Below are 17,782 nucleotides of genomic sequence, written 5' to 3' on the forward strand. Positions count from 1 at the left end.
GGTGCGCATCGTCCACCTCCACTGGACCGGCCTGCCGGTCACCGGCGGCGTCGAAACCCACCTCAAGGCCCTGGTCGGCCAACTCGCCTCGCTGCCCTGCGAGGTGACGGCGATCGTCGGCACCCCCGACTCCCCGGGCTGCGCACACCACCCGGCCCTGGACATCGCCACGCCGTCCTCCCCGGACCTCGACGCCGACCTCGCCGACCGGCTCCAGGACGCCGACATCGTCCACTGGCACAACCCGCAGTGGCACAAGCCCGACGTGGTCACCGCCCTCGTCGACCTCCTGCACAGCCGCGGCTGGCGGGGCCGCTTCGTCTTCGACCTGCACAACATCGACGACGACCCCGGGCAGTGGGCCTTCCTCGCCACCCTCCCCGGCACGATCGCGGCCCACTCCCCGTTCGTGGCCGGCGAGGTCCACCGCAAGCTCCCCACCGCCCGGGCCGTCACCCTGGCCCTGGCGCTGCCCCTGGACGAGGAACCCTTCCCGCTGCCCACCGCAGGCGGCCCCACCGTGCTCCAGCCCAGCCGGATGACCCGCTGGAAGGGCTCCCACCTCAGCCTGGAGGCCTCGCTGACCCTGCTGGACGAAGGCGCCGACCTGCACTTCGTCCACGCCGGCACCCGGCACCTGATCTGGCCGCCGGGCATCCCCGACACCCTGATGCAGCGCGCCGAGACCTGGCGCGACAAGGGCCGGGTGCACTTCACCCACTACCGCCCCGAGCAGAGCTGGTCCGCCATCCGCGCCGCCGACGTGATCGTCCATCCGACCATCGACCGCGGCACCCACGGCGAGCCCTTCTCGCTCTCCGTCGCCCAGGCCGTCATCTGCCACCGCCGCGTCATCGCCAGCGACTCCGGCAACCTGCCGACGCTGCTGGCCGGTTACTCGGCGGCCACCATCGTGCCCGCCGGCGACGCCCGGGCACTGACCGACGCGCTGCGCCGCGCCCTGGGCGCACCCGCCCACACACCGACCCCCGACGACCTGGCCCTGGCCGAGAGGCTGCGGCAGTCCTTCGCCGCCGCCGGCCGCCACCACCTCTCCCTCTACCGCACCCTCACCACCACGACCTGACCCGGAGGCCCCCCGTGCCCACCCCCATCATCCTGGACTGCGACCCCGGCCACGACGACGCCATGGCCATCCTGCTGGCCGTCGGCGACCCCCGCGTCGAACTCAAAGCCGTCACCACCAGCGCCGGCAACCAGACCGTCGACAAGACCGCGATGAACGCCCGACGCATGTGCTCCCTCGCCAAGGCCTTCGACATCCCCGTCGCCGCCGGCTACCCCAAGCCGCTCACCGGCAGCCTGCTGATCGGCGACGACGTCCACGGCGAGACCGGCCTGGACGGCTGGGACTTCCCCGAGCCCGAGGTCCCGCTGCACTCCGCCCACGCCGTCGACCTCATCCACGACCTGCTCGTCGACAGCCCCGAGCCCATCACCCTCGTGGTCACCGGCCCGCAGACCAACATCGCCGGCCTCTTCGCCCGCCACCCCGGGGACAAGGCGAAGATCAAGGAGATCGTCTGCATGGGCGGCGCCACCCACCGCGGCAACACCCAGCCCTACGCCGAGTACAACATCCTCGTCGACCCCGAAGCCGCCCACGAAGTCCTCCACAGCGGCGTCCCGATGACCTACTGCGGCCTCAACGTCACCCACCAGGCCCCCGTCACCGCCGAGGTCATGCAGCGCATCCTCGACGTCGACACCCACATCAGCAAGGTCTCCGCCTCCCTGCTGGGATTCCGCTCCAGCACCTACGACCAGATCTGGGACCTGCCCGACGCCCCGCTGCACGATCCGGTCGCCATCGCCCGCGTCCTCGACCCGACCCTCGTCGAATGCGTCGAGGCCCCGGTCTCCATCGAGCTGCGCGGGGAGTTCACCCGCGGCGCGACCGTGATCGACCTGTACGGTGTCACCGGACGCACCCCCAACGCCAAGGTGGCGACCCACCTGGACACCGAGCGGTTCTGGGACGTCTTCATGAAGGCACTCACCGCTCTGGGCTGACCCGATGACACCCCATGGAGGCTGACCGCCGTGCACGCTTCTCCCGGACTGACCCCCGGCCCCCGCCTGCTCACCGCACTCGCCGGAGCTCAGCTGCTGGTGGCGCTCGACTTCTCCATCATCTACGTCGCGCTCCCCGACATCGGGGGAAGCCTGCACTTCTCCACCATCGCCCTGCAGTGGATCGTCAGCGCCTACGCCATCTTCTTCGCCGGCTGCCTGTTACTGGGCGGCCAGCTGGCCGACGCCTTCGGCCCCGGCCGGATCTTCCTCGCCGCCCAACTCCTGTTCGCCGCCTCCTCGATCGGCGCCGCCCTCTCCGACTCCGCCGCCCCGCTCATCGCCGCCCGCGTCGGACAGGGCGTCGCCGCGGCCCTGCTCGTGCCCGCCACCCTCGGCCTGCTCAGCGCCGCCTACCCGGCCGGCCCCGCCCGCGACCGCGCCGTCAGCGTCTGGGGCACCACCGGGGCGGTCGGCCTCGCCCTCGGCGTCACGGCCGGCGGCGGCATCCTCGCCGCCGCCTCCTGGCCCTGGATCTTCTGGATCAACCTCCCCATCACCGCCGTCTGCCTGCTGGCCGCCGGCCGCGCCCTCGGCCCCACCGAGGGCCGCACCCACACCCCCGTCGCCACCTCGGCCACCTTCTCCGCCTGCGTCACCGTCGTCGCCGTCGTGCTGGCCTTCACCGAACTCTCCCGCAGCGACCCGTCCGCGCCGGTCATGGCCGCCTCCATCGTCACGGCCCTCGCCGCCGGTGCCCTCCTCGTCCACAGCCAGCGCCGCCGCCGCCCGCTGGTGCCCGCCTCCCTGCTGCGTGTGCGCACCCTCCAAGTCGCCTGCGTCGTCGCCGCGTTGTACATGGCCAGCTTCGGCGCCGAGTTCTACCTGGTCACCCTCTACCTCCAGGACGTGCGCGACTACAGCGCCCTCGCCGCCGGCATCGCCTTCCTGCCGCTGGCCGCCACCATCGTCGTCGGCAACACCCTCGCCGGCCGCCTGGCCGGCCGCATCCCGCTGAGCCGCCTGCTGGCGACCGCCTTCGTCACCGGCGCCGCCGGACTGGCCGTCCTCGCCGTGGCCGTCGGCCTGCACAGCGGCTACGCCACCGGCATCCTGCCCGGCCTGCTGCTCAGCGGCCTGGGCCAGGGCATGGCCTTCACCGGCATGTTCATCACCGGCACCCGCGACCTGCCGCCGCAGAGCAACAGCACCGGCAGCGCCCTGGTGACCACCGCGCAGTACACCGGGGGCTCCGTCGGCCTGGCCGTCCTCGTCCTGCTGCACGGCGAACACCCCGCCACCGCCGACTTCACCCGCACCTTCCTCGTCACCGCCGCCGTCGCCACCGCGGCCGCACCCCTGGCGCTCGCCCTCCTCGCACGCGACGCCCACGCGCCCACCACCGAACAGCACCCCGCCACCGAACAGCACCCCACCACCCCCTCAAAGACCAGGGCCGGAGGACAGCAATGAACCGCTCCCACCTGCTCAACCGAGCCGAACTCCCCACCGACGTCCAGCAGACGGTGTCCGGCTTCGAGAAGGACTACGACACCTACTTCGGCCACCTCGTGCACTTCAGCGCCCCGACCCTGGCCGCGCTGCACCGCACCGGCCCGCTGCCCGACACCGTACGGGTCGCCTCCGCCGAACGCCCCGCCATCGCCGACAAGATGGCGACCATCGCCGAGATCGCCAACCTCCCCGCCCAACAGGGGGCCGACCGCGCCCGCTACTTACGGGCCCTGCTCGACATCTACGCCCTGCTGCCCGTCCAGGCCGCCCAGCGCGCCGCCGAACCCGGCACCGTCGTGATAGCCCCCGAACGCGAGGGCCGCATCCTGGCCGAACACCTCGGCGTCACCGACCAGCACCGGCGCTGGACCCCGCAGGCCAAGCGCATACCGCTGGCCGACGGACTGATCGTCGGCGTCGACGAATGGCTGCCCTCCCAGGCCGAGAAGGTCGTCATCATCGACGGCGTCGTGGCCAGCGGCGTCACCCTGATGGCCATGATGCGACTCGCCCTGCGACCCGGCGCCACCGTCGACGTCTTCACCTGCCACTCCACCCACCAGGGCGCCCTCGCCCTGGCCCGGCACGCCGAACAGCTGGGCCTGCGGCTGACCCTCCACGTCGGCCACATATCCGGGGTCCTGAACCACAAGTTCTACGCGGTGAGCCCCGACGACGACGGCGAGCTGGTCCTCGGCGACGTCGGGGACACCATCGCCCCCGTGGCCGCGACCGTCCCACCCCAGGGCGCCAGGCCATGACCCCCGCCGACGCCGACAGCCCGAGCAGACCCAGACCCCCCTCGACCGGCCCGGCCGGCGCCCTCGACCGCCACTTCGAACTCAGCGCCCGCGGCACCACCTGGCGCCGCGAGATCCTCGCCGGCGCCTCCACCTTCCTGGCGCTGTCCTACATCGTCATCGTCAACCCGGCCATCCTCGGCCAGGCCGGCATCCCGCGCACCGCCGCCTTCCTCGCCACCGCGGCCGTCGGCGGCCTCGCCACCATCGCCATGGGCCTGTGGGCCCGCCTGCCCTTCGCCGTGGCCCCCGGCATGGAGATGAACTCCGTCATCGCCTTCTCCGTGGTCGGCACCCTCGCCTACACCTGGCCCCAGGCCCTCGGCATGGTGTTCTGGTCCGGCGTCGCCATGCTCGTCGTCTCCCTGCTGCGCGTGCGCGAAGCCGTCATCAACGCCATCCCCGCCGAACTGCGCTCGGCCCTCGCCGCCGCCGTCGCGGCGTTCATCGGCCTGATCGGCCTGCAGATCGCCCACGTCGTACGCACCTCCGGCGGACACCTGGCCGGCGCCGGCGACTGGACGGGCGCACCCGCGATCGCCCTCTACACCGGCCTGGCCACGGCGCTCCTCCTGGACCACTACGGCGCCAAGGCCCCAGGGCCTGTCCGGCGGATCTTGCCGGGCCCGACAAGATCCGCCGGACAGGCCCTGGCCGTCCCGGCCGGCATCCTCACCTCCGCCCTGGTCTGCGCGGCCGGCGGCGTCGGCGTCGCCCACCTCGGCCACGGCCTCGACGGCAGCGGCGCCGCCCTGTTCCGCCTCGACCTGACGGTGATCGCCGACCCCGGCGCCTGGGGCGTCATCCTGGTGCTCTTCGCCCTGGACTTCTTCGGCAGCATCGCCAAAATCGTCGGCCTGACCGCCCACACCCCCCTCCAGGACCGGGCCGGGAAGGTCCCCGGCATGCGCCAGGCCCTGCTGGTCGACGCCGGCGCCACCATCGCCGGCTCCACCACCGGCTCCTCCAGCTTCGTGGCGTTCGTGGAGAGCGCCGTCGGCATCCGCGCCGGCGCCCGCAGCGGCCTCTCGGCCGTCACCACCGGACTCCTGCTGCTCCTGTGCCTCTTCTTCGCCCCGGTCCTCGCCCACGTCCCCGTCGAGGCCACCGCCGGCGCCCTGGTCTTCGTCGCGATCAAGATGCTCACCGCACTGCGCCCCGCCCGCGGCGAGCGCCTCACCCTGGCCACAACCGCCGTCGCGGCCGCCGTCACCGTCGCCACCCTGGCCATCGACCAGGCCATGGCCGCCGCCTTCGCCACCAGCGCCCTGCTACGCGCCGCCGGCCGAAGACCCCTCCACCCGGCGCTGTGGGCGACCACCCTCGTACTCGCCGCCAGTATCCTCCTCCAGTACCTCCAGTTCTAACACCTCCAGTCCTGACATACCGTCAACAAGCGCCACCGGGAGGCCCCATGCCCCATGACGACCAGACCCCGCAGTTCGCCGCGTCCGTGCGACAGCCCGACACCACCCCCGAACGGCTGCGCCGCCAGATCGAGTTCATCATCGAGGTCGACCAGCTCAAGAACGTCTTCCGGCAGAGCCCGCTGCTGGCCGCCGATCGGCGCGAGAACGACGCCGAACACTCCTGGCACCTCGCCCTGATGACCCTGGTCCTCGCCGAGTACGCGGAGGAGCCGGTCGACCCGGTCAAGGCCCTCGCCATGGTCATCCTGCACGACCTGGTCGAGATCTACGCCGGGGACACCTTCCTCTACGACTCCGCGGCCGCCGCCGACCAGGAGGAACGCGAACGCCGCGCCGCCGACAAGCTGTTCGCGATCCTCCCCGACGACCAGCGCGACCACTTCCGCGCGATCTGGGACGAGTTCGAGGAACGCACCAGCGCCGAGGCCCGGTTCGCCAAGGCGATGGACCGCCTCCAGCCGCTGCTGCTCAACTACGGCAACCGCGGCGGAACCTGGCGCACCCCCGGGGTCACCGACGCCGACGTCCTGGCCCGCAAGTCCGTCATCGGCGACTCCTCCGCCGACCTGTGGCGCTACGCCGAGACCCTGATCCGCACCGGCGCCGACAACGGCTGGGTCCCACGCGCCAGTGCACCCCCCGAGTCGTGACCGGCCTGGCCCTGTTCGACCTCGACGGCACCCTGCTGGACACCGCCTCCACCGTCGTCGACACCAGCACCGCCACCCTCGCCGCCCTCGGTGTCCACGGCACCACCCCCGAGGCGATCCGCGCCACCATCGGCCGTCCCCTGACCGAGGCCTTCGCGCAACTCCTCGACGCGCCCGCCGACGCCGAGACCGTCACCACCGCGGTGCGCACCTACCTGACGCTCTACCGCGAACGGATCGTGCCCCGGGCCCCCGCGCTGCTCTACCCCGGAGTCGCGCGGGGCCTGGCCCGCCTGCGCTCCCACGGCCGCACCCTCGCGGTGGCCACCAACATGCTCACCGCCAGCGCCGAGGTCCTGCTGACCGCGGCCGGCCTGCGCGACCACTTCGCCATGGTGGTCGGCGCCGACGCCGTCCCCCGCCCCAAACCCGCCCCCGACGCGGGCCTGCTGATCACCGCCGAACTCGGCCACCGACCCGCCGAGTCGGTCATGGTCGGCGACACCGTCAACGACCTCCACATGGCGAACGCCGCCGGCATGCCCTCCATCGCCGTCACCTACGGCCTCCACCCCGAGGCCCGGCTGCGCACCGCCACCCCGACCTGGCTGGCCCCCACCTTCCCCGCCGTCGTCGACCGGATCCTCGCCCCGCCCGGCTGACCCCCAAGGCGGCGGGAGCCGGGCCCCCACCCCGGCCATCGCGCCCGCACCGGCCCGGCCCACCCGCTCGTCCGCCGGGGCCGGCCCGCCCAAGCGGTGCGGCCGCTGCGCGAACCCGTCCCCGAACCGGAGCCGACGGAACCGGGGCCGGTCGATCCGCCCTTCCAGGACCGGTAGGCGCGGTGGCCTGTCGGACTCCTCCCGCTATCGTCGCCGTGGAGGTGCGACATGAGCGGTACGGGATGGCTGGTCGTGGCGATGCAGGTGTCCGCGGACGGCTACGTCGACAGCGAAGTGCCGGGCTGACCGACGCCGTACGCCCGCACCGCTCGGCGGTGCGGGCGCGGTCCGTCGTCCCCGGCGCGGGTCCGGCTCCGGACGGTCGCGGCGGGCACCCCGTCCCCGCGCGGGCGAATCGTCGGGCGGCCGGAGTACCGCCGGTCGGCGGCCGTCCTCAGAGTCGGTCGTAGACGGCGGACAGCCGGTGCAGCACCTCGACGGCCCGGTCGAGGGCGTCGTCGTCGTAGTCGCCCAGGTCGGTGTGCAGGGCCTCGGTCAGCGCCCGCTGGCGCTGGTCGTGCCGGGCCCGGCCGACGTCGGTGAGGGCGACCAGGACGGAGCGCTTGTCCTCGGGTTGGCGGGTGCGGGTGACGTAGCCGGCCGTGACCAGGCCGTTCACCAGCTGGGTGGTGGCGGCGCCGGTGGTCTCGGTGCCGGCGGCGAGCTGACTGATGGTGAGGGGGCCCTGTTCAGCCAGGGTGCGCAGGGCCCGGGCGTGGGTGAGGGAGAGGGCGCCCGGGGTGCGGGTGGCGCGTCCGCGCAGCCGGGCGTCGGCGGCGCTGAGGCGGTAGGCGGCGCGGGCCAGGCGGTCGAGCGCCTGGGCGCGGTCGGCGGTGGGGGGCGGCTCGGCCATGGTCGGTCCTTCTCCTCGGCGGGTTGACAGCAGCCTAGCCTCAGTACTTAATGACTAAGTACTTATTCATTAAGTACTTAGCTCAAAGGACCTCAGAAGGAGACCCCCATGACCACCCGTTCGACCGGCCAGAGCTGGGCCCTGGACATCGCCCTCGCCCAGGGCGGCTTCGACGCGCTGCACCCCGAGGCCGTCGGGACCATGGAGCAGCTCGGCCACGACCACACCGACTTCGCGAAGGTCTTCGCGCTGGTCCGGAGCGGCGCGATGCTGCCCAAGGCGTGGGCGACGGTGGCCGGCCAGGCCGAGGAGCGCGCCGCCCACCACGAGCGCGGCGGGTTCGCGCAGACCGCCGCCGACCTCTACCTGAGGGCGGCGGTGATGTGGGGCCGGGCGCAGTACTCGCTCTTCGACGCCGCCGACCCGCGCAAGGCGGCCATGCGCGAGCGCGCCGACCACTGCGTGGAGCGCCTGGGCGCACTGCGCGACGGCCGGGTGCGGCGGGTGGTGCTGGACTTCGAGGGTTCGCGGATCTTCGCTCTGCTGCACCTGCCGGCCGGGCGGGTTGAGAACGCGCCGGCCGTCATCCTCGGCCCGGGGATGGACATGATCAAGGAGGACTACATCTGGGCGGCCGAGCGCTACTACACCTCGCGCGGGATGGTCGCGCTGTCCATCGAGGGGCCGGGTCAGGGCGAGAGCCGGGCCGGCGGGCTGACCGTCGACCTCGCCAACTACGAGCGGGCGATCGGCCGTTGCCTCGACCACCTGGCCGCGCTCCCGGAGGTCGACGCCGACCGGATCGGCATGTTCGGCATCTCGATGAGCGGCTACTGGGGTTCCCGCGCGGCCGCCACCGACCGCCGCCTGGCCGCGCTGGCCGCCTTCGAGGCCGTCACGGGGGACTTTGCGACGATCTTCGAGCGCGCCCAGCCGACCTTCAAGAACAACTACATGTACATGGCCGGGTACACCGACGAGGAGGCCTTTGACCGCGACCTGGCCCACCGGATGCCGCTGGGCGACCTGGTGACCGACATCGACTGCCCGGTGCTGTACGGGATCGGCGAGTTCGACGAGCTCACCGACCTCGGCCAGGCGCTGGAGAGCTTCGAGCGCATCCGGGCGCCGAAGGAACTGCGGGTCTACGAGGACGAGTTCCACCCGCTCGGGGGAGTGGCGGCCGAGGTGTTCCGGTTCGGGGCGGAGTGGCTGGAGCGGGCCCTCGCCGGTGAGTTCGCCGACCCCGGACGGGACGTGCGGCACTACGTCCACCGCGACGGCAGCACCACCGACGGCAGTGCCGACCCCACCTGGTGGCTCGGTGCCGCCCCGGCCCGGCTCGCCGGAATCCGGCGGGGCTGAGCCGCCGACAGCCGTCGGCGCGCCGACGGTGCCGCGCCCGGCGGGTGCCGGCACCCCTTGCGGGTGGCCGCCTCCCTTCCTACGCCTGGAAGGGCCCCTCCTCGGCGAACAGCCGCAGCAGTCGGGCGAAGGCCCGGGCGTCCGCAGCCGGCCAGGATGCGAGGGAGCCCTCGATGCGGGCCGCCAGACGCTCCCGGGTGGCCCGCACCACGCCCTGCCCGGCGTCGGTGAGGACGAGCAGGGTGGCGCGCCGGTCGCCGGGGTCGGCCTCGCGCCGCAGCAGGCCGGCCTCCTCCAGCCGGTCGGCGCGGCGGGTCACGGTGGTGCGGTCCAGCCCGGCCTCGCGACCGAGGTCGGCGGCGCTGCACGGGCCGGTGCGGGCCAGGCCGCTGAGCACCGGATAGGTGAGCTCGTCGACGGCCTCGCCGAGGCCGTCGACGAGCTGGGCGTGCAGGCCGGAGCGGGTGCCGCGTAGCAGCAGCAGCCCCAGGGCCTCGGCGATCTCATGTCCCGTCGGGTTCGTCACCCCTCCAGATTAGCGTGCACCGAGCACGCTCTTCCTGTATCGTGAGATGCGTGCTTAAGGCACGCATCTTGTCGCTCCATCCGCCCATCCACCGGAGGAACCCCATGCACCGCACCGACGCCCGCGCCGCCCTCACCGACCTGCTCCTCACCCCCGGACTCGACCTCGACGAGGCCGCCGACCGGCACTTCGCCCCCGACTACCGCCAGCGCACCGACGGAAGCTGGGCGAACCGCACCGAGTTCCTCGCCCACATCGCCCACCTGCGCACGGTCGTCGCCGGCGGCTCGGTCGAGGTCCACGACGAACTCCTCGACGGCGACCGCTACGCCGACCGCCACACCATGACCGTCACCAAGACCGACGGCTCCACCGTCCGCATGGAGGTCTACCTCTTCGCCGAGTTCGCCCCCGACGGCCGCTTCCGCCGCATCGAGGAGACCACCCTCATGCTCGAAGGCGCCGACGCCGACCGGAACCTCGGCAGTGCCCGCTGAACCCGCAAGGCACCCACGGAGGCGCCCACTGAGGCGCCCACTGAGGCGCCCACTGAGCCCGTGAAGCGTCCGTCGAAGCGCCGTGAGGAAGGCGGGAAGGCCGCGCCTGCGACTTCTCGCCCTCCCTCTCGGTGTCGATGCGCGGCAGGGGCGGCCCGCGACGGCCGCGGCTGACGCGCGCAGCCGGGGACGGCCTCAGGCCCGGACCTCAGGGGAGCGTGGCGTCGAGGAAGTCGCGCCAGGCGGCGTGCACCCGCCCGGCGTGGCGGCCGTCGCCGTCGCCGTCGCCGCCGTCGCCGTCGGCGAGGAGGTCCAGCAGCAGGCCGCGCAGGACGGCGAGCACCACGGTGGCGTTCGCCCCGGTGCCCTCGAGGACGCGTTCCAGCGGCGGCAGCCACTCCTCCAACGAGGCGGTGCCGAAGTCCAGCCAGGGTTCGCGGCGGTCGAAGGCGCGGACGTACCCCTCGAAGAACAGCCGCAGCGCGCCCCGGCGCTCGGGCCTCGTCAGCCACTCCCAGAGCAGTTCGAGGGTCTCGCGGGCGCTGCCGCCCTCGACCTCACACCGCTCCAGCAGCGCCAACTGCTCGGCCCGTCCGACCGCCAGGACCTCCCGGACCAGCTGCTCCTTCGACCCGAACAGGTACAGCAGCACCCGCGGGCTGGAGCCGATCCGCGCCGCCAGCGGGCGCAGCGAGAGGTCGGACACGTTGTGCTCGGCGACGTAGCGGACGGTCGCGGCGAGGATCTCCTCGCGGCGCGGCGACGGACGGGAGGCTGCGTTGGCGGGAGTGGACACGTGGTCTATCGTTCCACTGAAACGAGTGTTTCAGTGGAAGGGGATGCCGCCATGGCCGCCACCGCACCCGCAATCGCGACCATCCGCGAGGCCGACCGCCCCGGCGACCTCGGCGCCGTCGCCGCCCTGCACGGTGTCCTCTACACCCGCGAGTACGGCATGGACGCCACCATGGAGGCCTATGTCGCCGCCGGCATGGCCGAGTTGGTCCTGGCCCGCATCCGCGAGGGCGCCCCGGCCCCCGGCCGCCTGTGGGTCGCCGAACTCGCCGGCCGGGTGGTCGGCGCCGTCGGCCTCGTCCGCGCCGAGGAACGCCCCGGCTGGGGCCAGCTGCGCTGGGTGATCCTCGACCCGGACGTCCGCGGCCAGGGCCTGGGTCGACGGCTGCTGGACACCGCCCTGGACGAGGCCCGCGCCCGCTCCTACGAAGGCGTACTGCTCTGGACGGTCACCGGCCTCGACGCCGCCCACCACCTCTACGCGAAGGCCGGCTTCGAGCTCACCCTCTCCCGCCCCGCCCACAAGTTCGGCCTCGACACCGTCGAACAGCGGATGGACCTGCGATTCGGCCCGGAATCCTAGCCCGGACACCAGCCGCACAGGAGTGGGACGATCGCCTGCTCTCTCGGCCCATTGAGCGGCCCGAACGCCCCTGACCCGCTGGAGGAGTCCCGCTGCCCGCCGCCGGGGTGAAACGACGAGACTCCGCTCTGGGATTCGTTTCGCTCCGGGGAATGTGCCGTCCGCTCACATACAGTGACCCACCGGGTCGCACCCCTCTTTCAGAGTCCTCCGGTGGGTGTGACGGTCGTCTGTCTGCTGAGAAGACCGATCCCGGACCGCTCGTGGATCGCACCCACCCGTGCGGCTGGGGACGCGCAGAAGGAACGATGGTCATGAATGCGAGCTCCTCTCCGTCGGTCCGGCGGTCGCGTACGGTGTGCCTGGTCGCTGTCGCCGTCGCCGGAGCACTCGGACTGCTCAGCGCCTGCGGCGGATCGTCACATCCCGAACCCGCCGGCGCGCTGAGTCCCGGACCCGGCCAGACCCTGGCGGGATTTCCCGGCGCCTCCGGAACGAACGGTACGGTCGCCGTCAGCGCACCACCGAGCACGTCCTCGACCTCACCTGCCGGCGGCCAGCCGTCCGCGCCGGCGGCTGCCAACGCGGTGACGATCAAGAACTTCGCGTTCTCCCCGCCCACTCTGACGGTCAAGGCGGGCACGAAGGTGACCTGGACCAACACCGACCCCGACGCCCACACCGTCACCAGCAAAGAGGGATCGGGCGGGCCACTGCAGTCGGCGGCCCTGGCCACCAACGACACCTACAGCTACACGTTCGCCCAACCCGGCACCTACCCCTACTACTGCACCATCCACCCGTACATGACCGCCACCGTGGAGGTGACCCCATGACCGAGGACACACACGACTCCGACGGCGGTGGCGAGCACGGCATGACCCGCCGGCAGCTCATGCGGCACTCCGCCTGGTTCGGTGGTGCCGTCGTCCTGACGGTCGTCGCAGGAGAGGTGATCAGTCATATCCCCGGATCGGCGAGCGCGGCCCCGGCAAGCAGTGCGGACCTGCGGTTCGTGCAGATCTCCGACAGCCACATCGGCTTCCAGGGCCCGGCCAACATGGACGTCACCGGGACGTTCGGCACGGCGATCAACCAGGTCAACTCCCTCGGGTTCCGACCCGACTTCGTCATGCACAGCGGCGACCTGACGCACCTCTCCACCCCCGACCAGTTCGACCAGGTCAAGCAGATGCTGTCGCAACTGGACACGGACCGGGTCTTCACCGTGCCGGGCGAGCACGACTCGATCGGAGACAACGGACCACGCGCCTACCGACAGACCTTCGGCCAGAACACCCTGGGCGACGGCTGGTACAGCTTCGACACCCACGGTGTGCACTTCATCGCGCTGGTCAACACGCTGCACCTGGAGCAACTCGGCCATCTGGGCAACGATCAGATCGACTTCGTGCGCAAGGACATCGCCGGCCTGTCGTCGGACACCCCCATCGTCATCTTCAGTCACATCCCGTTGTTCGCGATGTATCCGACGTGGGGCTGGGGCACCGACGACGCGGTGCAGCTGCTGTCGATGTTCCACCGCTTCTCCTCGGTCACGTGCCTCAACGGGCACGTCCACCAGCTGTTCAGCAAGACCGAGGGCAACATCACCTTCCACTCGGCCCGCCCCACCTGCTACCCGTTCCCCCAACCCGGCCAGGGCCCCGCCCCACTTCCGCAGGTGCTGCCCGCCGGACGCCTCAAGGACGCACTCGGCATCCGCACCGTCGACTACTGGCAGGGCAGCCACACACTGGCCGTCAAGGACGAAAAGCTCGCATGAACACCCGGAGCCTGACCGCCTTCGCACTGCGTCTGGTGCTCGCCGCCACGCTCGCGGCGAGCGGATACATCCACGCTCAGCTCTACATCGACGGATATCGCCTCGTCCACGTCATCGGCTCGTTGTTCCTGCTGCAGGCCAGTACCGCCTTCGCGGTGGCCGCCCTCCTGCTGTTGGCGGCACCCCTGCTCCTGCGAATCGCCGCCGCCGCGATCGCCGTCTGCACGCTCGTCGGGTTCGCCGCGTCCCGCACCACCGGATTGTTCGGGTTCTCCGAAAACGGCCTGCAACCCGCCCCGCAGGCCCTGCTCAGCCTCATCGCCGAGACACTCACCCTGCTGATCGTCGTGGCCTGGCAGGCATCCGGGGCCCGGCGACAGCGCCGCGCCCGGCCGACCGACGGTCAAGGCGGGCACGAAGGTGACCTGGACCCACAGCTATCCGTTTCCCCGACCCGGCCGGGGCCCCGCCCCACTTCCGCAGGTGCTGCCCGCCGGACGCCTCAAGGACGCGGGGCCGCCCTGCCGGTAAGCGGCGCTGCGGATGCCGAGCACACCCGGAGCATGACCGCCCTCGTACTGCGTCTGGTGCTCGCCGCCACGCTCGCGGCGAGCGGATACATCCACGCTCAGCTCTACATCGACGGATATCGCCTCGTCCACGTCATCGGCTCGTTGTTCCTGCTGCAGGCCAGTACCGCCTTCGCGGTGGCCGCCCTCCTGCTGTTGGCGGCACCCCTGCTCCTGCGAATCGCCGCCGCCGCGATCGCCGGCTGCACGCTCGTCGGGTTCGCCGCGTCCCGCACCACCGGATTGTTCGGGTTCTCCGAAAACGGCCTGCAACCCGCCCCGCAGGCCCTGCTCAGCCTCATCGCCGAGACACTCACCCTGCTGATCGTCGTGGCCTGGCAGCCCGCGCTCACGGCGGCGGTGAGATCGAGGGCGGCGGCCGAGCACGCGGAGGGCCTCGCTCCCCCCGCCGGCCACCGACGGCTCCATGACGTCCTGTGGCTTCTCCTGCCCGTGGCGGTGATGGCCGGCCTCTTCTGGTACGGCCGGGCACACACCCCCGACTACGAGACCGGCCTCTTCGGGAACCGCGGCAAGGACGCACAACTGCTGAAAGCCCAACTGGGATCCGCGCTCCTGGGCCTGGCGCTGATCCAGCTACTCCTCGCCCTGTGGATCTACGGCCGCCTGCCCGCACTGCGAACCGCACCGCACGCGGTCCACACCACGCACCGCCTCATCGGTCTGACCGCCTTCCTCCTCTCCCTGCCCATCGCCCGGCACTGCATCACCGCCTACGGCGTCCAATTCACCGACACCCGTGTGGCGCTGCACTCGCTCACCGGCTGCTTCCTCTACGGGGCCTTCGTCGCCAAGGTCGTCGTGGTCCGGCACCGTCGCTGGCCCGGCTGGGCGCTCCCCCTGGCCGGCGGTACCCTCGTCACGGCGATCGCCCTGATCTGGTACGCCGCCCCCTTCTGGTACCTGAACGGCTTCCAGGTGCCCGGCCTTTGACATCCTCCCCCGGCTAAGGCCGGGGGATTCCTCCCGCGCCTGAGGCACGGATGCCCGTGGTTCGCAGGTCGCCGAGGTGGGTTCCCCGTTCGACGGGCCGTGCCTGGCGTGGGATCGGCACCCGAACGTCCGCGCCAGCGCAACCCGCTGACCCACCGTCGGGTAGATGCGATACGAGTGCCCCAAATGCACACGATCAACCTACCGGGGGCCACTGACCCCGTACAGAACTCCGGAGCTCACTCCACCACTTCGTGGCTCCGAGACAAGGAACCGATTCCTCCCGGGGCTGAAGCAGGGGGTCCGCGCTCAAGAGTTCAGATCAGTCGACGGGCCGGCGGCACGGTGTCGAAGCATGCGCGCGTACCGGGGTCGACCGGCCCTTCCCCCGGTGGTCCGGGGGCCTGGCGGATCAGGCGGCGGGCGGCGGCAGTCGACGCAGCCGGCTGACGGGGGAGAGGGTCAGCGGGACGAGCATCAGGGCCGAGCCGACGGCGATCGCGGCGAGTCCCTCGCGCAGTCCCAGCGCCCCGCCGATGACGCCGCCGAGCAGGCCGCCCAGCGAGCCGCCGCCGAACAGCAGGGTCCGGAAGGCCGCGTTCATCCGGCCCATCAGCGGCTGCGGCGTCAGCGTCTGGCGCAGGCTGACCATCACCACGCCGGCCACGCCCAGGCCCAGGTAGCTGATGAAGAACGAGCCGACGAACAGGGCCGTCATCACCGGCTTGGAGGCGTCCGCGAACGGGAGCAGCAGCGGGCTCGTGAAGATCGCCGTCATCGACACCGCGTAGACCGTGCCCAGGCGGAACCGCTTGATGATCCGTCCGGACAAGGCCGCGCCGGCCAGGCCGCCGACCGAGGACGCGGAGAAGACGACGCCGATCTCGGTGGGCGTCAGCCCCTGGTCGCGCACCGCGTAGAGGACGAACACCGTCCACACCGAGACCATCGAGAAGTTGCAGAACGGCGCCACCAGGGCGAGCGGGCGCAGGACGCGGTCGCCGAAGACCCAGCGCAGTCCCTCGGCCAGTTCCCGCCCGAGGTGGCGTCCCTGCGCGGGCGGCTCGGGGCGCGGCTCGGGCGTGCGGATCAGCAGCAGCGTCATGAGCGAGACCAGGTAGGAGAAGGCGTCCACCAGCAGCGCGACCGGCGCGCTCAGGGCGCCGACCAGCACGCCCGCCAGGCCCGGGCCGGCGACGTCGGCAGTGGAGGAGGTGACGCCGAGCTTCTGGTTGGCCTCGACGTAGCGCTCCGGGTCCTTCACCAGGGTCGGGACGAAGGACATCCAGCTGACGTCGAACAGGACGGAGAAGACGCCGATCGCGCAGGCGAGCGTGAGCAGCAGCGGCAGATCGAGGTGGTGGGTGACGGCCAGCAGCGGGATCAGGCCGATGAGCACCATCCTGGCGCCGTTGGCCAGCAGCATGACGCGCCGGCGCCGCATCCGGTCGACCAGGACGCCGAACACCAGGGCCAGGGCGAGGTACGGGACGAGTTGCAGGAAGCGCAGCAGTCCGACCTGCTCCGGGGTGGCGCCGAAGGCGATCACGGCGGTGAGCGGCAGGGCGAGGGTGGTGACCTGGGTGCCGAGCAGGGAGAGCGTCTCGCCGGACCAGAACTTGAGGAAGTCCCGGTTCCGCCAGAGCGGGGCCTCGGCCGGAGCCGGGGCCGGCGGCTGCTCGTCCGCCGACCGCGCCCCCGTCCCGGCCGCGCTCGGCGCCCTCGCCCACGACACCGCCGCCCTGCTCACCGGCCCGCTCGCCGCCGACCTGCGGGCCTGTCACGGCCCGGGCTGCGTCCTGTTCTTCGTCAAGGACCACCCGCGCCGCGAGTGGTGCGGCCCCGGCTGCGGCAACCGCGCCCGCGCCGCCCGCCACTACCACCGCCAGCGCGGCCACTCGGCGTAGCGCCCGCGAACGGCAATGCGCCCCGGCGCCTTTCCGACTGTTACATGACAGTGACGTTCCGTACGCAACCGGTGGCGTCGGGTGAGACGTCCCACCGGATGACAGCGCCCGAATCGCACCGACCGCGTCTTCGGGCCGAACGACCACCTCCCCCTGAAAGGGGTGCACCCGTGATCGTCTCCAAGCGGAACTCCCTGCGCCTGGCCGCCGTCGCCACCTTCAGCGCGCTCGTCCTCGGGGCGGCGGGCACCGCCATGGCGGCCGCCCCGGCCGTCCCCGGCGCGTCCGCCCCGGCGGCCTCGGCCGTCCCCGCCGCGTCCGCCGGCATCACCGCCAAGCCGTCGGTCACGTCCGTCCAGGCCTGGCGGCTGTTCCGTGTCGCCGGCACCACCACCGGCCTCAAGGCCGGAAGCGCGGTGACCCTGCAGCAGAAGCAGCACGGCACGTGGGTCACCCTGCCGGCCTCCGTGCACACGACCCGCAACGGTTCCTACTCCCTCGGCGTGAAGCTCGGCATCAAGGGCCTGAACGAGCTGCGCATCATCAGCGGGAACACCGCCTCTCCCGTGTTCACCGTGACCGTGCGCTGACCCACGGCCCACAGCCCCGCACACCCGACGGCCCGCCGCGTGCACTTCCTCGCACGCGGCGGGCCGCCGTCGATCCGGGGCGGGGTCGGCAGGCGTTGATCGCCCCACTGCGGTACCGGTACGGAAGCGGCGGGGCCCAGCCGGCCGGCCCCGCCGGCTCCCCGCGCCGGGCCGGACTGGCTGGCTTGGTCGCACGTGGCTGCACG

At 72.4% G+C, this 17,782-nt stretch carries 19 protein-coding genes and 1 pseudogene; 15 read left to right on the forward strand and 5 right to left on the reverse strand.

Annotated elements, in window-relative coordinates; genetic code table 11:
* The first annotated feature begins 1 nt into the window (after position 1).
* From ACH4E7_RS36470 to ACH4E7_RS36500, 7 genes are read left to right on the forward strand one after another with little or no spacing between them, the layout of a single operon-like run.
* Positions 2 to 1,087: a glycosyltransferase family 4 protein gene (locus tag ACH4E7_RS36470; protein WP_396253484.1), complete on the forward strand. Its 1,086-nt coding sequence runs from the start codon at positions 2 to 4 to the stop codon at positions 1,085 to 1,087.
* Between the two features lie 14 nt (positions 1,088 to 1,101).
* Entirely contained in the window at positions 1,102 to 2,034 is a 933-nt protein-coding gene (locus ACH4E7_RS36475; protein WP_355675295.1) for a nucleoside hydrolase, read from the forward strand.
* Positions 2,035 to 2,064: 30 nt separating this feature from the next.
* Positions 2,065 to 3,507 carry an MFS transporter gene (locus ACH4E7_RS36480; protein WP_396253485.1) on the forward strand — a complete coding sequence of 481 codons (1,443 nt, stop codon included), beginning with the start codon at positions 2,065 to 2,067 and terminating at the stop codon, positions 3,505 to 3,507.
* Positions 3,504 to 4,310, forward strand: a complete 807-nt coding sequence (locus tag ACH4E7_RS36485) for a hypothetical protein (protein ID WP_396253486.1) — start codon at positions 3,504 to 3,506, stop codon at positions 4,308 to 4,310. Before ACH4E7_RS36480 ends, ACH4E7_RS36485 begins: the two co-directional genes overlap by 4 nt.
* Complete coding sequence (locus ACH4E7_RS36490; RefSeq protein ID WP_396253487.1) at positions 4,307 to 5,716, forward strand: NCS2 family permease; 1,410 nt, start codon at positions 4,307 to 4,309, stop codon at positions 5,714 to 5,716. The genes ACH4E7_RS36485 and ACH4E7_RS36490 overlap by 4 nt, the downstream gene beginning before the upstream one ends.
* 47 nt (positions 5,717 to 5,763) lie before the next feature.
* The gene (locus tag ACH4E7_RS36495; protein WP_396253488.1) at positions 5,764 to 6,429 is read left to right on the forward strand and encodes an HD family hydrolase; all 666 of its coding nucleotides are present in this window, start codon (positions 5,764 to 5,766) and stop codon (positions 6,427 to 6,429) included.
* Positions 6,426 to 7,091 (forward strand): HAD family hydrolase, encoded by a 666-nt coding sequence (locus tag ACH4E7_RS36500; RefSeq protein WP_396253489.1) that lies wholly within the window; start codon positions 6,426 to 6,428, stop codon positions 7,089 to 7,091. The genes ACH4E7_RS36495 and ACH4E7_RS36500 overlap by 4 nt, the downstream gene beginning before the upstream one ends.
* Positions 7,092 to 7,545: 454 nt before the next feature.
* Here the strand turns inward: ACH4E7_RS36500 and ACH4E7_RS36505 are convergent, their stop codons facing one another.
* A complete protein-coding gene (locus ACH4E7_RS36505) occupies positions 7,546 to 8,004 on the reverse strand; it encodes a MarR family transcriptional regulator (protein ID WP_355675301.1) in 459 nt (152 codons plus the stop codon).
* Positions 8,005 to 8,112: 108 nt separating this feature from the next.
* On the opposite strand from ACH4E7_RS36505, the gene ACH4E7_RS36510 reads away from it, so the two are divergent.
* Positions 8,113 to 9,369 carry an alpha/beta hydrolase gene (locus ACH4E7_RS36510; RefSeq protein WP_396253490.1) on the forward strand — a complete coding sequence of 419 codons (1,257 nt, stop codon included), beginning with the start codon at positions 8,113 to 8,115 and terminating at the stop codon, positions 9,367 to 9,369.
* Between the two features lie 79 nt (positions 9,370 to 9,448).
* On the opposite strand, the gene ACH4E7_RS36515 is transcribed toward ACH4E7_RS36510, so the two are convergent.
* On the reverse strand, positions 9,449 to 9,895 hold the full coding sequence (locus tag ACH4E7_RS36515) for a MarR family winged helix-turn-helix transcriptional regulator (protein ID WP_396253491.1): 447 nt from the start codon (positions 9,893 to 9,895) through the stop codon (positions 9,449 to 9,451).
* 104 nt (positions 9,896 to 9,999) lie between these two features.
* On the opposite strand from ACH4E7_RS36515, the gene ACH4E7_RS36520 reads away from it, so the two are divergent.
* Positions 10,000 to 10,392 (forward strand): nuclear transport factor 2 family protein, encoded by a 393-nt coding sequence (locus ACH4E7_RS36520; protein ID WP_396253492.1) that lies wholly within the window; start codon positions 10,000 to 10,002, stop codon positions 10,390 to 10,392.
* A gap of 208 nt (positions 10,393 to 10,600) precedes the next feature.
* Here ACH4E7_RS36520 and ACH4E7_RS36525 read toward each other — a convergent pair whose 3' ends face one another.
* Positions 10,601 to 11,188: a TetR/AcrR family transcriptional regulator gene (locus ACH4E7_RS36525; RefSeq protein WP_396253493.1), complete on the reverse strand. Its 588-nt coding sequence runs from the start codon at positions 11,186 to 11,188 to the stop codon at positions 10,601 to 10,603.
* A gap of 51 nt (positions 11,189 to 11,239) precedes the next feature.
* On the opposite strand from ACH4E7_RS36525, the gene ACH4E7_RS36530 reads away from it, so the two are divergent.
* The 4 genes from ACH4E7_RS36530 to ACH4E7_RS36545 all read left to right on the forward strand — a co-directional run bounded on the left by ACH4E7_RS36530 (position 11,240) and on the right by ACH4E7_RS36545 (position 15,079).
* Entirely contained in the window at positions 11,240 to 11,770 is a 531-nt protein-coding gene (locus tag ACH4E7_RS36530; RefSeq protein ID WP_396253494.1) for a GNAT family N-acetyltransferase, read from the forward strand.
* A gap of 314 nt (positions 11,771 to 12,084) precedes the next feature.
* Entirely contained in the window at positions 12,085 to 12,606 is a 522-nt protein-coding gene (locus ACH4E7_RS36535; protein ID WP_396253495.1) for a cupredoxin family copper-binding protein, read from the forward strand.
* Positions 12,603 to 13,556: a metallophosphoesterase family protein gene (locus ACH4E7_RS36540; protein ID WP_396253496.1), complete on the forward strand. Its 954-nt coding sequence runs from the start codon at positions 12,603 to 12,605 to the stop codon at positions 13,554 to 13,556. The genes ACH4E7_RS36535 and ACH4E7_RS36540 overlap by 4 nt, the downstream gene beginning before the upstream one ends.
* The gene (locus tag ACH4E7_RS36545) at positions 13,553 to 15,079 is read left to right on the forward strand and encodes a DUF6529 family protein (RefSeq protein ID WP_396253497.1); all 1,527 of its coding nucleotides are present in this window, start codon (positions 13,553 to 13,555) and stop codon (positions 15,077 to 15,079) included. Before ACH4E7_RS36540 ends, ACH4E7_RS36545 begins: the two co-directional genes overlap by 4 nt.
* Before the next feature lie 123 nt (positions 15,080 to 15,202).
* On the opposite strand, the pseudogene ACH4E7_RS36550 reads toward ACH4E7_RS36545, so the two are convergent.
* Both ACH4E7_RS36550 and ACH4E7_RS36555 read right to left on the reverse strand, forming a co-directional pair.
* Positions 15,203 to 15,271 (reverse strand): annotated as a pseudogene (locus ACH4E7_RS36550) (helix-turn-helix domain-containing protein); the annotation flags it as partial.
* Positions 15,272 to 15,491: 220 nt separating this feature from the next.
* Positions 15,492 to 16,814: an MFS transporter gene (locus ACH4E7_RS36555; RefSeq protein ID WP_396253498.1), complete on the reverse strand. Its 1,323-nt coding sequence runs from the start codon at positions 16,812 to 16,814 to the stop codon at positions 15,492 to 15,494.
* Between ACH4E7_RS36555 and ACH4E7_RS36560 the strand changes: the two genes are divergently transcribed.
* On the forward strand, positions 16,699 to 16,986 hold the full coding sequence (locus tag ACH4E7_RS36560; protein WP_396253499.1) for a CGNR zinc finger domain-containing protein: 288 nt from the start codon (positions 16,699 to 16,701) through the stop codon (positions 16,984 to 16,986). The two genes, ACH4E7_RS36555 and ACH4E7_RS36560, sit on opposite strands and share 116 nt — an antisense overlap.
* Positions 16,987 to 17,156: 170 nt before the next feature.
* Positions 17,157 to 17,576 carry a hypothetical protein gene (locus ACH4E7_RS36565; protein ID WP_396253500.1) on the forward strand — a complete coding sequence of 140 codons (420 nt, stop codon included), beginning with the start codon at positions 17,157 to 17,159 and terminating at the stop codon, positions 17,574 to 17,576.
* Positions 17,577 to 17,782 lie beyond the last annotated feature (206 nt).

The sequence above is a fragment of the Kitasatospora sp. NPDC018058 genome (assembly GCF_044327205.1).
Classification (GTDB): Bacteria; Actinomycetota; Actinomycetes; order Streptomycetales; family Streptomycetaceae; genus Kitasatospora.

What these genes read in the sequence shown, in the direction of transcription:
- ACH4E7_RS36485 (WP_396253486.1), top strand. Translation starts at nt 3,504, where the DNA reads ATGAACCGCTCCCACCTGCTCAACCGAGCCGAACTCCCCACCGACGTC.
- ACH4E7_RS36490 (WP_396253487.1), top strand. Translation starts at nt 4,307, where the DNA reads ATGACCCCCGCCGACGCCGACAGCCCGAGCAGACCCAGACCCCCCTCG.
- ACH4E7_RS36495 (WP_396253488.1), top strand. Translation starts at nt 5,764, where the DNA reads ATGCCCCATGACGACCAGACCCCGCAGTTCGCCGCGTCCGTGCGACAG.
- ACH4E7_RS36505 (WP_355675301.1), bottom strand. Translation starts at nt 8,004, where the DNA reads ATGGCCGAGCCGCCCCCCACCGCCGACCGCGCCCAGGCGCTCGACCGC.
- ACH4E7_RS36510 (WP_396253490.1), top strand. Translation starts at nt 8,113, where the DNA reads ATGACCACCCGTTCGACCGGCCAGAGCTGGGCCCTGGACATCGCCCTC.
- ACH4E7_RS36520 (WP_396253492.1), top strand. Translation starts at nt 10,000, where the DNA reads ATGCACCGCACCGACGCCCGCGCCGCCCTCACCGACCTGCTCCTCACC.
- ACH4E7_RS36530 (WP_396253494.1), top strand. Translation starts at nt 11,240, where the DNA reads ATGGCCGCCACCGCACCCGCAATCGCGACCATCCGCGAGGCCGACCGC.
- ACH4E7_RS36535 (WP_396253495.1), top strand. Translation starts at nt 12,085, where the DNA reads ATGAATGCGAGCTCCTCTCCGTCGGTCCGGCGGTCGCGTACGGTGTGC.
- ACH4E7_RS36540 (WP_396253496.1), top strand. Translation starts at nt 12,603, where the DNA reads ATGACCGAGGACACACACGACTCCGACGGCGGTGGCGAGCACGGCATG.
- ACH4E7_RS36545 (WP_396253497.1), top strand. Translation starts at nt 13,553, where the DNA reads ATGAACACCCGGAGCCTGACCGCCTTCGCACTGCGTCTGGTGCTCGCC.